Source organism: Ferrovibrio sp. (genome assembly GCF_964218355.1).
In the GTDB taxonomy this organism is placed as follows: Bacteria; Pseudomonadota; Alphaproteobacteria; order Ferrovibrionales; family Ferrovibrionaceae; genus Ferrovibrio.
Map to the genome: position 1 here is coordinate 91,869 of NZ_CAXPMC010000005.1, position 13,641 is coordinate 105,509.

The following is a 13,641-nucleotide window of genomic DNA, read 5'->3' on the forward strand; positions in this document are numbered from 1 at the left end:
CTTCCCGGACCAGCGTTTCAAGGAGTCACGACGATGGCGAATGTGAAGAACATCCAGGTCAACAAGGACCGCCTGTGGGAAAGCCTGATGGAGATGGCGAAGATCGGTGCCACGGCCAAGGGAGGCTGTGCCCGCCTGGCGCTGACCGATCTCGACAAGCAGGGCCGCGATCTCTTCGTGCAATGGTGCAAGGATGCGGGCTGCACCGTCACTGTCGATCGCATGGGCAATATCTTCGCCCGCCGGCCGGGCAGGAATAACGACCTGCCGCCCGTGGTGACCGGCAGCCATCTCGACACCCAGCCGACCGGCGGCAAGTTCGACGGCGTCTATGGCGTGCTGGCCGGGCTTGAGGTCATCCGCACCCTCAACGACCACAAGTTCGAGACCGACGCGCCGGTCGAGGTTTCCGTCTGGACCAACGAGGAGGGGTCGCGCTTCGCCCCGGCGATGGTGGCGTCCGGTGTCTTTGCCGGTGTCTTTACCGAGGAATACGGCCACAGCCGCACGGATCTCGACGGCAAGACCATCGGCGAGGAGCTGAAGCGGATCGGCTATCTTGGCGACGCCCCGGTGGGCGGGCGGCCGTTCAAGGCTTTTTTCGAGGCCCATATCGAGCAGGGTCCGATTCTCGAGGCCGACCGGCGCACCATCGGTGTCGTGCAGGGCATCCAGGGCATGCGCTGGTTCGAGGTCACCGTGACCGGGTCCGAAAGCCATGCCGGCACCACGCCGATGCCGCGCCGCAAGGATGCCATGCTCGGCTGCGCCCGCATTGTCGACCGGATCAACCGGATCGCGCTGGATCACAAGCCGGGCGTGTCGACCGTCGGCCTGGTCAAGGTCAGCCCGAATTCGCGCAACACCATTCCTGGCAATGTGTTCTTCTCGGTCGATCTGCGCCATCCGCAGGACGAGACCCTCCTGAAAATGAAGGCGGCGCTGGAAGCCGCCTGCGCGGAAATCTGCGGCGAACTCGGCCTTGCTTATGAATGCAAGGAGGTCTGGAATTCACCGGCGGTGCATTACGACAAGGGCTGTATCGCCGCCGTGCGCAAGGCGGCCGAGGAGGCCGGCTACGCCCATATGGACATTACCTCGGGCGCGGGCCACGATGCCGGCTATATCAACCGCGTGGCGCCGACCGCCATGGTCTTCGTGCCTTGCGCCGACGGCATCAGCCATAACGAGATCGAGTCGGCCACCGCCGAGGACCTCGCCGCCGGCTGCAACGTGCTGATGCGCGCCATGCTGGAACACGCGGCCTGAAGGCACGAGAAACGGAGAATGGCCGTCGCGATGGAAGAGCGTGTAGTAAAGGGTGCCGCCGCGGCACCGGCCGGCAATTCTTCTGCCGTGCCGGCGGTCGAGGTGGCCGGAGTCAATCTGGTCTTCCAGACGGCGGATGCGCCGGTCTATGCCCTGTCGGATGTGAACCTGTCGGTTGCGCGCGGCGAGTTCGTATCGTTCATCGGACCATCGGGTTGCGGCAAGACCACCCTGCTGCGGGTGATCGCCGATCTGCAGAAGGCGACCGGTGGCGATGTGAAAGTGAACGGCGTCGCGCCAGAGACCGCACGGCTCGATCGGGCCTATGGCTATGTCTTCCAGGCGCCGGCGCTGTATCCCTGGCGCAGCGTCCTGCGCAACATCACCCTGCCGCTTGAGATCATGGGCCTGCCGAAAGCCGAACGGCTGGAACGGGCGAAGCGGGTTCTCGATCTGGTCAACCTGTCCGGCTTCGAGCGTAAATTCCCCTGGCAGCTGTCCGGCGGCATGCAGCAGCGGGTTTCCATTGCCCGCGCCCTGTCCTTCGACCCGGAACTGCTGCTGATGGACGAGCCCTTCGGTGCGCTGGACGAGATCATCCGCGACCATCTGAACGAACAGCTGCTCGACCTGTGGCGTCGCACCGAAAAGACACTGCTGTTCGTGACCCATTCGATCCCCGAGGCTGTTTTCCTGTCGACCAGGATCGTGGTGATGAGCCCGCGGCCGGGCCGGATCATCGATGTGATCGACAGCAACCTGCCCCGGGATCGCAAGCTCGATATCCGCGAGACACCGGAATTCGCCGCCATTGCCCACCGCGTGCGCGAAGGCCTGCGCGCCGGCCACAGCTACGACGATCATGTCTGACGCCGCCGCCATCCCGGCCACCCGCCCGCCCGCCGGCCTTTGGCTGCGTCTGCGGCAGGGGAGTGCGCTGCCGGTACTCGCGGTGCTGCTGTTCATCCTGGTGGTCTGGTATCTCGGCGCCGTGAAACTGAATGCGCCGCAGGTCCGCGACGCCTACGAGCGCGCCGGCCGTGCCGAATGGACAACCCCCGAACTGGTGGCCGATACCCTGTCGATGGAGCGGCCGGTGCTGCCGGCGCCGCATCAGGTGCTGGACGGCCTGAACAAGATGGTGCTGCAGGTGAATGTCAGCTCGCGGCGCAGTCTGGTCTACCATGCCTGGGTCACGCTGGAATCCGCGCTGGTCGGCTTTCTGTTCGGCACGCTACTCGGCATCGGCCTGGCCGTGGCCATCATCCATGTTGCCAGCCTCGAACGGGCGCTGATGCCCTGGATCATCGCGTCGCAGACCATCCCGATCCTCGCCATCGCGCCGATGATCGTGGTGGTGCTGGGTTCGCTCGGGCTGGTCGGCCTGTTGCCCAAGGCGGTGATCTCGGCCTATCTCTGCTTTTTCCCGGTCACCATCGGCATGGTCAAGGGGCTGACCTCGCCGGAGACCATCCAGCTCGACCTGATGCGCACCTACAGCGCCTCGACCGCCCAGACATTGCGCCTGCTGCGCCTGCCGGCTTCGCTGCCTTTTCTGTTCGCCAGCCTGAAGGTGGCCATTTCGCTGGCCGTGGTGGGCGCCATCGTCGGCGAGCTGCCGACGGGCGCGCAGGCCGGTCTCGGCGCGCGCCTGCTGGCCGGTTCCTATTATGGCCAGACCGTGCAGATCTGGTCGGCACTGATCGTGGCTGCAGTGCTGGCCGGCTCCTGTGTCGGCCTGGTCGGGCTGGTGCAGCGCGGGCTGAACCGCCGGCTCGGAGGTGCAGCATGAAGCGCCGCCGGGATGCTGTTCTGGCCCTCGGCCTGCTTTGCGGTGCGGCCGGCGCCCTGCTGCCGCTGGGTGCGGCCGGCAGTCTGGCCCAGCATGCCATGCCGCTGGTGTTCTGGCTGGTGATGGTGATCGCCATGGCATGGCTGTTCCTGCGGCCGGTGGCGGTCACGGCTGCAGCCGGCGTGGCGCTGGCGGGCTGTCTGGCGGGTGCCGTTGCCCTGCATGATCTGGTACAGGCCGGTGCCCGGAATTTCGATGCGGCCGGCCTCTGGCTCGGCCTGATCGGTCTCGGTCTGCTGGTCTGGCGGCTGCTTGACCGTGCCAGCTTGGCCGCCCAGCAGCTGCCGGGCGCGGCCGGCGGGATCGTGGCGCCGCTGCTGTTCGGCCTGTGGCTGCTGTATCTGTGGGAGATGGTGGTGACCGGCTTTGCCGTTCCGGCCGTGCTGCTGCCGCCGCCAAGCGCCATCGGCCACGCCATCGCGACCAGCCTGCCGACCCTGGGCGTCGATTTTGTGCAAACCTTCATCCGCGCGGTGATTCCGGGCTTCGTGATCGGTTCGTCGGCCGGTTTCCTCGTCGGCGTGCTGGTCGACCGGGTGCCTTTCCTGCAGCGCGGCCTGCTGCCGGTCGGCAACATGGTCAGCGCGCTGCCGATCATCGGCATCGCGCCGATCATGGTGATGTGGTTCGGGTTCGACTGGCAGTCGAAGGCGGCCGTGGTCGTGGTGATGACGTTCTTCCCGATGCTGGTGAACACCATTGCCGGGCTGAACGCGCTGGGCCGCATGGAACGCGACCTGATGGCAACCTATGCCGCCAGCTATGGCCAGACGCTGCTGACGGCGCGTCTGCCGGCCGCCATGCCGTTCCTGTTCACTGCGCTGAAGGTGAATTCCACACTGGCACTGATCGGCGCGATTGTCGCCGAGTTCTTCGGCACCCCGATCATCGGCATGGGCTTCCGCATCTCGACCGAGGTCGGCCGCATGAACATCCCGATGGTCTGGGCCAGCATCGCCGTCGCGGCCCTGGCCGGCTCGGCCAGTTACGGCCTGCTGACGCTGGCCGAGCGCTGGCTGACCTTCTGGCATCCGTCCTTCCGCAAGACAGCATCATGAGTAGTAGGGGTATGACAGTTCCGACAGGAGAGGAGAGAAGATCATGAAGCGTGCAGCCTTTTACAGACTGGCCCTCGGGGCCGTCCTCGCGTTGACCGCCGGATCGGCGCAGGCCGCGGACAAGTTCACCATCCAGCTGAAATGGGTCACCCAGGCCCAGTTCGCCGGCTACTACGTGGCCAAGGACAAGGGCTTCTACAAGGCGGTCGATCTCGACGTCACCGTCAAGCCGGGCGGTCCGGACATCGCGCCGCCGCAGGTGATGGCCGCCGGCGGTGCCGATGCGATCATCGACTGGATGCCGTCGGCGCTGGCCAGCCGCGAGAAGGGCGTGCCGCTGGTCAACGTGTCGCAGACCTTCCAGAAGTCGGGCATGATGCTGACCTGTTCCAAGGCCAGCGGCGTGACCTCGCCGGACAAGTTCCCGGGCCAGACCCTCGGTGTCTGGTTCTATGGCAACGAGTATCCGTTCCTGACCTGGATGGCCAAGCTGGGCATCCCGACCGATGGCAGCGCCAAGGGCGTGAAGGTCCTGAAGCAGGGCTTCAACGTCGACCCGATCATCCAGAAGCAGGCCGCCTGCGTCTCGACCATGACCTACAACGAGTACTGGCAGGTCATCGATGCCGGCTTCAAGCCCGGCGACCTCGTTGTCTTCAAATACAGCGAGCAGGGCGTCGGCACCATGGAAGACGGCATCTATGCCAACGGCTCCAAGTTGGGCGATGCCGCCTATGCCGACAAGCTGGCCCGCTTCGTGGCGGCCTCGAACAAGGGCTGGGACTGGGCGATCAAGAATTCCGATGCTGCCGCGATGGTGGTGCTGGAGAATGACACCACCGGCGCCCAGACCGAAAAGCACCAGAAGCGCATGATGGGCGAGATCGCCAAGCTGATCGAGGGCTCGAAGATGGGTACCGGCTATCTCGACCCGGCCGATTACGAGCGCACCGTGTCGATCCTGCTGTCGGTCAAGTCCGATCCGGTGATCACCAAGAAGCCGGAAGGTGCCTGGACCCACAGCGTTTTCGAGGCGGCGAAGAAATACGCCAAGTAAGCATCCGGGCTGCGGCCCGCTGCGAACCCGGCCGGTGTGAACCGGCCGGGTTTTTTCATGCCGCTGCCGGCTGGCAGTCGGCCGCGATCAGATCGATCAGGGCGCGGGCGGCAACTGAGGGCGAGCGGCCGTTGCGCCGCACGATGCCCATGACCCGTTCGACATGGGGCTCGGTGATCGGGACTTCCGCGAGATCGGCGAAACGCAGCAGCGGCGTGGTCAGGGAGGGAAGAGCGGCGATGCCGAGCCCTTCGCTGACCAGGGCGCCGATGGTGGCCAGATGCTCGGCGTCATACCGGCTGTGCGAGGCGATGCCGGTCTGCGCGCAGGCGGCGTCGATATACTGGCGCACGCTCGACGTGCGGGCCATGGTGATGATCGGATCGGCCACCATGTCGGCCCAGGTCACGCTGCGTCGGCGGGCCAGCCGGTGGCGGCGCGGACAGACCATCACGAAACGGTCGACGATCAGCGGCTGGAAGGCGAAATCGCGGTCGGCCGCCGGCGTCACGGTCAGGCCGAAATCGGCGGCGCCGCTGTCGACCAGGTCCTGGATCTGGTCATGCAGGGTGTCGCGGATGATCACGTCGATACCCGGATGCAGCGCCTTGAAGCGGGCCAGCACGCGCGGCAGCGTCACGGCCGCCAGCGAGGGCAGGGCGGCCACCACCACGCGGCCGCGGCGGCGGGCCAGGTAATCCTGCAGGTCGCCCGATACGGCTTCGAACTCGTCGATCAGCCGGTTCGCGAGCCGGCGCAGTTCGGCGCCTTCCGCGGTCAGGGCGATCTGGCGGGTGGTGCGGTCGAACAGGCGCACGCCAAGCTGGTCTTCCAGCTTGCGGATCGTCGCGCTGAGCGCCGGCTGCGACAGGCCGAGGCGTTCGCCGGCCTCGCTGAAGCTGCCGAGATCGGCCACGGCGCGGAAGGCCTGCAGCTGCCGGAGGGTCAAATTCATAGACATTCATTATAAATAAATAAGATAAATCAATTTGTAAAATATATAGCGAAGCGGCCAGTCTGCCTGCCAACGAGACTCAGTTGGGAGGAGCCCGTGTCGGGGCCCGAGACAGTCCTGGTCGGCAGCGGTGCCGGCTTTTCCGGCGACCGCCTGGATGCCGCCGCGCCGGTGGTGCGTAGCCTGATCCGGTCCGGCCGGCCCGCCGCCATCATGTTCGAGACCCTCGGCGAGCGGACGCTGGCACTGGCCCAGCTGGCCCGGCTGGAGAATCCCGAACGCGGCTACGAGCCTTTGCTGGAGCGCCTGCTGGCGCCGGTTCTCGCCGACTGCCTGGCCCACCGCATCACCATCCTCGGCAATTTCGGTGCCGCCAATCCGCAGGCGGCGGCCCGCGCGATCCGGGCGCTGGCAGTCCGGCTTGGCTGCCGGATGCCACGCATTGCCGTGGTGACCGGCGACGACATTGCCGCGGCCGGACTGCTGCCGCAGCTGCAGGCCGAGGATGGCGGGCTGCTGCGGCCAGATTCCGTCATTTCGGCGAATGCCTATCTCGGCGCCGCGCCGCTGGTCGAGGCACTGGCGGCCGGCGCCGATGTGGTGGTCACCGGCCGTGTCGCCGATCCGTCGCTGGCCCTGGCGCCGTTCATCCATCATCACGGCTGGTCACCGGACGATCTGCCGCGCATCGCCTGCGGCACCCTGGCCGGCCATCTGCTGGAATGCGGCGCCCAGGTGACCGGCGGCTATTATGCCGATCCCGGCATCAAGGATGTGCCCGATCCCCATGCCATCGGCTTTCCGATTGTCGAGATGGCCGCCGATGGCGGTTTCGTCATCGGCAAGGCGGAGGATACCGGCGGCCTGGTCGACCGCCATACGGTGACCGAGCAGATTCTCTATGAAATCCACGACCCGGCGGCGTACCTGACACCGGATGTGACATTGGATGTCACCGGCGTCACGCTGGCGGAGGCCGGCCCGGACCGGATCCGCGTGGCCGGAGCCGCCGGCCATGCGCGGCCGGAGCGGCTGAAGGTCACTGTCGGCCTCGATGGCGGCTGGCTCGGCGAGGGCGAGATTTCCTATGCCGGTCCGAATGCCGTGGCGCGGGCCCGGCTGGCGCTGGATGTGGTGCGCCGCAGGCTGGGGGAAGGCATCCGCATGCGCGGCGACATCATCGGGCTGGCCAGCGTGTTCAACGACGATGACGGGCGATGGCTGGCACTGCAGGCAGCGGAACCGGCGGATGTGCGCCTGCGCATCGCTGTTGCTGCGGCTGACCGTGCGGAAGCAGATCGTGCTTATGAGGAAGTGCTGGCCCTGTATACCTGCGGGCCGGCCGGCGGCGGCGGCGTGCGCGGCGGCACGCGCCGGCGGATCGCCACCGAATCCGGCTATCTGCCGCGCGATCTGGTCCGTCCGGCAGTGGAGATCCTGGAATGACGGCAATGCCGCCCGCGGGCCGCACCATCGAGGTGCCGCTGCATCGCATCGCCCATGGCCGCACCGGCGACAAGGGCAACCGCCTGAATGTCAGCGTGATCGCCTGGCATCCGGACGCCTATCCGCTGATCCGCGACCAGATCACGGCCGAACGGGTGGCGGCAGCCTTTGCCCATCGTCGCCCTGGCAAGGTGGTCCGTTACGAGTTGCCGCATCTGCGGGCACTGAATTTCGTGATCGACGACGTGCTGGAGGGGGGCGTGAACGACGCGCTGAATCTCGACGGTCACGGCAAGACCCATTCGTATCTCGTGCTGGCCCTGCCGGTGCGGGTTCCGGAGGATTACCAGTTCAACAAAACGGAGGAGACAACGAGATGAAACAGACCCTTTTTGCCGCTGCTGCGGCCTGCGCGCTTTTTGCCGCCGCTCTGCCGGCTGCGGCCAAGGACAAGATGCTGATCGGTGCCACCTCGGCATCGTCCAGCCAGTATGGATATTTCGTCGCCCTGTCGCAGCTGATCAACAGCAAGGTACCGAATGCCGAGACCGCCGTTGTCGAAACCGGTGCCACCGTCGACAACCTGCGCCGTATCGAGCGCCGGCAGATCGACATGGGCCTCGTCACCACCAATGTCGGCTACCAGGCCTATGCAGGCGAAGGCGCCTTCGATGGCAAGAAGGTCGACAACCGCCTGCTGTTCGTTTACGCGACGGCGCCGCAGAATGTAATCGTCCGCAACGACAGCGGTGTCACCAGCCTTGCCGCACTGAAAGGCAAGCGGTTCAATCCCGGCCTGAAAGGCTCGGCAACCGAGAAGACGGCGGAGGCGGTGTTCGCCGCTCTGGGCATCGCGCCGGATTACGTCCGCGGCTCAACCACCGACATCGTCGATGCGATGAAGGACAACCGCGTGCTTGGCACCGTGAAATCCGGCGCCGGCATGAAGCTGGATGGGTCCAGCCTCGACATCGCCACCTTCACCCCGATCCGCGTGCTCGGCCTCGATGCCGCCCAGAAGAAGACCGTCGCCGAGAAATTCCCGGATCTTTCGGTGGTGGACGTTCCGGCCGGTGCGGCCGACGGCATCCCTGCCTACAGCACCTGGAGCTTCGGCCTCGCCGTGCATGCCCGCACCGATCTGCCGGAAGAAACCGCCTACCAGATCGCCAAGGCAGCCTTCGAGGACAGGACCATGCAGGTCGGCGCGCTCAGCAGCCTGAAGGGCATCGATCTCATGCAGCTGACGGTCGATAACGGCACCATTCCGCTGCATCCCGGCGTGGTGCGGTATCTGAAGGAGAAGAATGTCGCGATTCCGGCCAAGCTGATGCCGAAATCCTCCTGATCGCGGGTTCGTTCAGGTTTATCGGGAGGCCCGGACATGCATGCGTTCGCAACCAAGGCCATGGCGGTCCTGCTGGGTCTGTTCATTCTCTACACGTCGGCATTCGGCGCGTTCGAGGGACTGATCCAGCGCGCCATCTTTGTCGGCCTGATTGTCGGTCTGGGCCTCCTGATGTTTCCTCTGGGCGCCGGCACGCGCTGGCGTCCGTTCGGCATCGCCGTCGATCTCGCGGCAGCCGGACTGTCGGTGGCGGCCTGCGCCTATACGGTGGTCAATTACGACGAGATCATGGAAAGCCTGCCGACGGCGACCGGCCTCGACATCGCACTCACCGCCGGCCTCGTCCTGTCCGTGCTGGAAATCTCGCGCCGGGCCATCGGCGGCATTTTCCCCGCCATTGCCCTGGCCGGCCTCGCCTATGCCCTGCTGGGGCAGTATCTGCCCGGCGCGCTCGGCCATCGCGGCTTCGACATCTATTTCGTGACCGAGACCCTGCTGCTCGGGGATCTCGGCATCTGGGGCCTGCTGGTCGGCGTGGCCAGCACCACGATCGGGGCCTTCATCCTGTTCGGCAGCGTGTTGCTGTTCACCGGCGGCGGCCAGACCTTCATGGACCTGGCGATCCGCCTGAGCGGCCGCAGCCCTGGCGGTGCGGCCAAGATCGCCACCGTGGCCTCCGGCCTGTTCGGCACCATCAGCGGCAGCGCGGTCGCCAATGTCGCCACCACCGGCAACTTTACCATTCCGCTGATGAAGCGGCTGGGCTACGGCCCGGCGCTGGCCGGCGGCATCGAGGCAGTGGCCTCGACCGGCGGCCAGATCGCACCGCCGGTGATGGGCGCCGCGGCCTTCGTGATGGCCGAGATCATCGGCCGATCCTATTTCGACATCGCCAAGGCGGCGGTCCTGCCGGCCTTCCTCTATTACCTCGGGGCCTTCGCCACCATCCATTTCATCGCCCTCAACCGCGGCCTGCGCACGGTGCCGGAATCCGAGATGCCGCCCTGGCGTACCGTGCTGGCGCCGGGCCGGGTCGGGCCCATCGTCATTGCCTTTGCCGCCCTGCTGTTCGGCATCCTGACCGGCCGGTCGGTGCAGACGGCGGCCTTTTTCGGCGTCACCGGCCTGTTTGCCAGCTTCCTCGTGCTGAATGTCCGATCGGTCGCCAATCTGCGCCGGTCGCTGAAAGTCATCGTCGACAGCCTGGAAGATGCCGGCAAGGCACTGGTGATGATCGGTGTGCTGCTGGCCGGCGCGCAGATTCTGGTCAGCATGGTCAACCTGACCGGACTCGGCGTCGCCCTGTCGTCGCTGATCGTCAGCATGGCCGGCAGTTCGGTCTGGCTGATCGCCCTGGTGACCGGGCTGGTCTGCCTGGTGCTCGGGATGGGTATCCCGACCACGGCGGCCTATGTGCTGGTGGCCGCGGTCCTGGCGCCGGCTCTGGTCAAGGTCGGTGTCGATCCGATCATTGCGCATATGTTCGTCTTCTACTACGCGACGATCTCCGTGATCACGCCGCCGGTCTGTGTCGCGGTTTTCGTGGCGGCAGGCATCGCCCAGACCGGGTGGCTGTCGGTGGCGCGCGAGGCCTGCAAGCTGGGTGCGGTAACCTATGTGATCCCGTTCATGTTCATCGCCTATCCCGGCATGCTGGCCAATGGCGGCTGGCTGGAGATCGGCGAGGCGGTGGTGTCCGGCCTTGTCTTCACCATGGCCTTTGCCGCATTCTTCGGCGGCGCCCGGTTTTTCGATTCCCGGCTGCTCAACGGCGGCATCCTGCTGCTGATCGCGGTGCTGTCGGTCTTCCCGACCTGGACGGGCCTCGGGCTGGCAACGGGTGGTTTCGTCTTGCTGTGGCTGACCCGGTGGCACCGCATCCGGCGTGTCGATGACAGCAGCCAGGCGGCCGGAACCTGAGGGCAGGAAGGGAAGGCCGTGTCAGATCCTGTGAAGACCGTTGCAATTGTCGGCTGCGGCACCGTCGGGGCCAGCTGGGCGGCCCTGCTCCTCGCGCACGGGATCGACGTGCAGGCAACCGACCCGGCGCCGGAGGCGGAACGCTATCTGCGGGATTTCGCGGTCCGTGCCGGCGCACAGCTGGCCGAACTGGGGCTGACCGGGCAGGGGCGGCTCGGTTTCACGCCGCGGCTGGCCGAGGCCCTGCAGGGCGCGGATTTCGTGCAGGAAAACGCCCCCGAGAAGGAAGAACTGAAACAGGCGCTGCTGGCCGAGATCGACGACCTGCTGCCGCCGGCGGTGATCGTTGCCGGCAGCACCTCGTCGCTGCTGCGCAGCCGGCTGGTGGTGCGCTGCCGCCATCCCGGCCGGCATATCACGGCACATCCGTTCAATCCGCCGCATCTGGTGCCACTGGTCGAACTGGTTGGCGAGGATGCGACGGTGGTGGCACAGGCGGCGGATTTCTATCGCCGGGTCGGGCGCCGGCCGGTGGTGCTGGGGCGCGAGATGCCCGGCCATATCGCCAACCGGCTGGCCTCGGCGGTCTGGCGCGAGGCGGTCTATCTGGTGGAACAGGGCGTCGCCAGCGTCGCCGATATCGATGCCGCCATGGCATACGGGCCCGGCATGCGCTGGACGGTGATGGGACCGCATATGACCTATCACCTCGGCGGCGGTCCCGGCGGCATAGCCCATTATCTCGATCATCTCGGCGCCAGCCAGGTGCGGCGCTGGCAGTCGCTGGGCAGTCCGTCCTTCGATGCGGCGACCCGGGCGGCGCTGGTGCAGGGTGTGGATGAGGAAGCGGCCGGTCGTCCGGTCGAAGAGCTGGAAGCCGCCCGCGATGCGGCGCTGATCGCCCTGCTGAAGCTGCGGCCGCAGATTTCCTGACGGCAGCCGCTGTCGCTTATTTTTCGCGGATGAAGGCGAGTGGCAGCCGGATGGTTGCCGTTGTGCCCTGGCCGGGTGCCGAAGTGATCGACAGGCTGCCATGATGCAGCTCGGCCAGCGACTTGACCAGCGGCAGCCCGAGGCCGGTGCCCTGGTGCTGCCGGGTCAGCACGCCGATCACCTGGCCGAAAGGCGCCAGCGCCTTCGGAATGTCCTGTGGTGCCATGCCAACCCCGGTATCGTGCACGGAGATGTCGAGATGGCCGTCTGCCGTCGCAGCCGTGACCCAGGCCCGACCACCGCCCGGGGTGAACTTGACGGCATTGCTCAGCAGGTTGAGCAGCATCTGGCGCAGCATGCGTTCATCGGCCTGCAGGTTCGGCAGGCTTTCGGGCAGGTCTGCCTGGATCGAGACGCGGGCGCGTTCCGCCTGCACCCGGATCATTTCCAGGCTGTCCTGGATCGCCTGCCGCACATCCAGCGCCTCGACATGCACTTCCATGCGGCCGGCTTCGACCTTGGCCAGGTCCAGCACGTCATTGATCAGCTGCAGAAGGTGATGGCCGGATTTCAGGATGTCGTCGACATACTCGTTCTGCTTCGGGGTCAGCGAGCCGAAATAGCCGGCCAGCAGGGATTCCGAAAAACCGATGATGGCATTTAGCGGCGTGCGGAATTCGTGGCTCATATTGGCCAGGAAGGTGCTTTTCGAGCGATTGGCGACTTCGGCCATTTCCTTGGCGCGCAGCAATTCGCGCTCGGTGCCTTCGCGCTCCGCGATATAGCGGGTCAGGGCTTCGGTGCGCTCGTCGACACGCTGCTCCAGCGTATCGGCCAGGTCGCGCAGCTGGTCCTGCACCCGGCGCAGCTCGGTGATGTCGGAGTAGGAGGTGACGAAACCGATGCCCTCGATCGGTGTGCCGATCACCTCGATCACACGGCCGTTGGGCCGGCGGCGCTGCAGCCGGTGCGGCTCCATGCGACGGGCGAGTGCAATGCGTTCTTCCACGATTGCCTCGACATTGCCGGCGCCATATTCACCATGTTCGGCATTCCAGCGCAGGAACGCGATGAACGGGGTGCCGGGCCGGCTGTATTCTTCCGGATAGCCCAGCATGTCGAGGAAATGCTGGTTGCAGATCAGCAGGTTCAGGTCTGTATCGAAAAGCGTGATGCCGTGGCTGATATTGGCAACGATGGTGTCCAGCAGCCGGTTCTTGTCGCGCAGTTCCGCTGTGGCGCTCGCAACCTCCTGTTCCAGTTCGCCGCGGGCCGCGGCAAGGGCCTGCTCGGTCCGCCTGCGCTCGGTAATGTCGCTGTAGACGGTAACCCAGCCGCCGCCGGGCAGCGGTGTGCCGCGGATGTCGAGCACGATGCCGTTCGGGCGGATGCGCTCGAAATGATGGGGCAGGAAGCGGCGGGCCAGTTCGACCCGTTCCAGAACCTGGGCCTCGGCATCGCCCGGGCCGTATTCGCCGAGGCCGGCATTGTGCCGGAAAAAGACTTCCGCCGGTGTGCCGGGGGCTGCGAAGGAATCGGGGAAGCCGAGCAGTTCGATGTAGCGGCGGTTGCAGGCGACCAGTTTCAGCTCCCTGTCGAAGATGCTGATCCCCTGATCGAGGTGGTCGAGCCCCTGCTTGATCAGGAGGTCGTCTTGCACGCGCCGGACTCCATTGTCATTCTTCCCCCCGATTGTAAGGCAATCATGCGCCCGGCAGGGGCTTATTTTCTGTTAACTGGCCGGTCGGGGCCGGACGCGGTCAAGAAAAAAGCCGCCCGGAGGCGGCTTCGTTCGGACCAGCG

General features: G+C 66.2%; 12 protein-coding genes. 10 read left to right on the forward strand and 2 right to left on the reverse strand.

All coding sequences use genetic code 11. The features are described from left to right. Window positions 1-33: 33 nt before the first annotated feature. Genes ACEQZY_RS01905 through ACEQZY_RS01925 form a run of 5 tightly spaced genes read left to right on the forward strand, consistent with a single transcriptional unit; the run spans window position 34 to window position 5,236 of the window. On the forward strand, window positions 34-1,269 hold the full coding sequence (locus ACEQZY_RS01905; RefSeq protein WP_370151897.1) for a Zn-dependent hydrolase: 1,236 nt from the start codon (window positions 34-36) through the stop codon (window positions 1,267-1,269). A gap of 18 nt (window positions 1,270-1,287) precedes the next feature. Next, window positions 1,288-2,139, forward strand: a complete 852-nt coding sequence (locus ACEQZY_RS01910; protein ID WP_341702218.1) for an ABC transporter ATP-binding protein — start codon at window positions 1,288-1,290, stop codon at window positions 2,137-2,139. Further along, window positions 2,132-3,061, forward strand: a complete 930-nt coding sequence (locus ACEQZY_RS01915) for an ABC transporter permease (RefSeq protein WP_370151899.1) — start codon at window positions 2,132-2,134, stop codon at window positions 3,059-3,061. Before ACEQZY_RS01910 ends, ACEQZY_RS01915 begins: the two co-directional genes overlap by 8 nt. Beyond that, window positions 3,058-4,179, forward strand: coding sequence for an ABC transporter permease (locus tag ACEQZY_RS01920; protein WP_341702216.1), 1,122 nt, complete (start codon window positions 3,058-3,060; stop codon window positions 4,177-4,179). Before ACEQZY_RS01915 ends, ACEQZY_RS01920 begins: the two co-directional genes overlap by 4 nt. A gap of 43 nt (window positions 4,180-4,222) precedes the next feature. Beyond that, window positions 4,223-5,236 carry an ABC transporter substrate-binding protein gene (locus ACEQZY_RS01925; RefSeq protein ID WP_370151901.1) on the forward strand — a complete coding sequence of 338 codons (1,014 nt, stop codon included), beginning with the start codon at window positions 4,223-4,225 and terminating at the stop codon, window positions 5,234-5,236. A 55-nt stretch (window positions 5,237-5,291) separates the two neighbouring features. Here ACEQZY_RS01925 and ACEQZY_RS01930 read toward each other — a convergent pair whose 3' ends face one another. After that, complete coding sequence (locus tag ACEQZY_RS01930; RefSeq protein ID WP_341702214.1) at window positions 5,292-6,191, reverse strand: LysR family transcriptional regulator; 900 nt, start codon at window positions 6,189-6,191, stop codon at window positions 5,292-5,294. A 96-nt stretch (window positions 6,192-6,287) separates the two neighbouring features. On the opposite strand from ACEQZY_RS01930, the gene ACEQZY_RS01935 reads away from it, so the two are divergent. From ACEQZY_RS01935 to ACEQZY_RS01955, 5 genes are read left to right on the forward strand one after another with little or no spacing between them, the layout of a single operon-like run. Further along, complete coding sequence (locus tag ACEQZY_RS01935) at window positions 6,288-7,637, forward strand: acyclic terpene utilization AtuA family protein (RefSeq protein ID WP_370151903.1); 1,350 nt, start codon at window positions 6,288-6,290, stop codon at window positions 7,635-7,637. Next, window positions 7,634-8,017 (forward strand): hypothetical protein, encoded by a 384-nt coding sequence (locus tag ACEQZY_RS01940; protein ID WP_370151905.1) that lies wholly within the window; start codon window positions 7,634-7,636, stop codon window positions 8,015-8,017. The genes ACEQZY_RS01935 and ACEQZY_RS01940 overlap by 4 nt, the downstream gene beginning before the upstream one ends. Further along, window positions 8,014-8,985: a TAXI family TRAP transporter solute-binding subunit gene (locus tag ACEQZY_RS01945; RefSeq protein WP_370151907.1), complete on the forward strand. Its 972-nt coding sequence runs from the start codon at window positions 8,014-8,016 to the stop codon at window positions 8,983-8,985. Before ACEQZY_RS01940 ends, ACEQZY_RS01945 begins: the two co-directional genes overlap by 4 nt. Before the next feature lie 36 nt (window positions 8,986-9,021). Continuing rightward, complete coding sequence (locus ACEQZY_RS01950) at window positions 9,022-10,905, forward strand: TRAP transporter permease (RefSeq protein ID WP_370151909.1); 1,884 nt, start codon at window positions 9,022-9,024, stop codon at window positions 10,903-10,905. 18 nt (window positions 10,906-10,923) lie between these two features. After that, the gene (locus ACEQZY_RS01955) at window positions 10,924-11,838 is read left to right on the forward strand and encodes a 3-hydroxyacyl-CoA dehydrogenase NAD-binding domain-containing protein (RefSeq protein WP_370151911.1); all 915 of its coding nucleotides are present in this window, start codon (window positions 10,924-10,926) and stop codon (window positions 11,836-11,838) included. A gap of 16 nt (window positions 11,839-11,854) precedes the next feature. On the opposite strand, the gene ACEQZY_RS01960 is transcribed toward ACEQZY_RS01955, so the two are convergent. Then, a complete protein-coding gene (locus ACEQZY_RS01960) occupies window positions 11,855-13,498 on the reverse strand; it encodes a PAS-domain containing protein (RefSeq protein WP_370151913.1) in 1,644 nt (547 codons plus the stop codon). Between the last annotated feature and the right edge of the window lie 143 nt (window positions 13,499-13,641).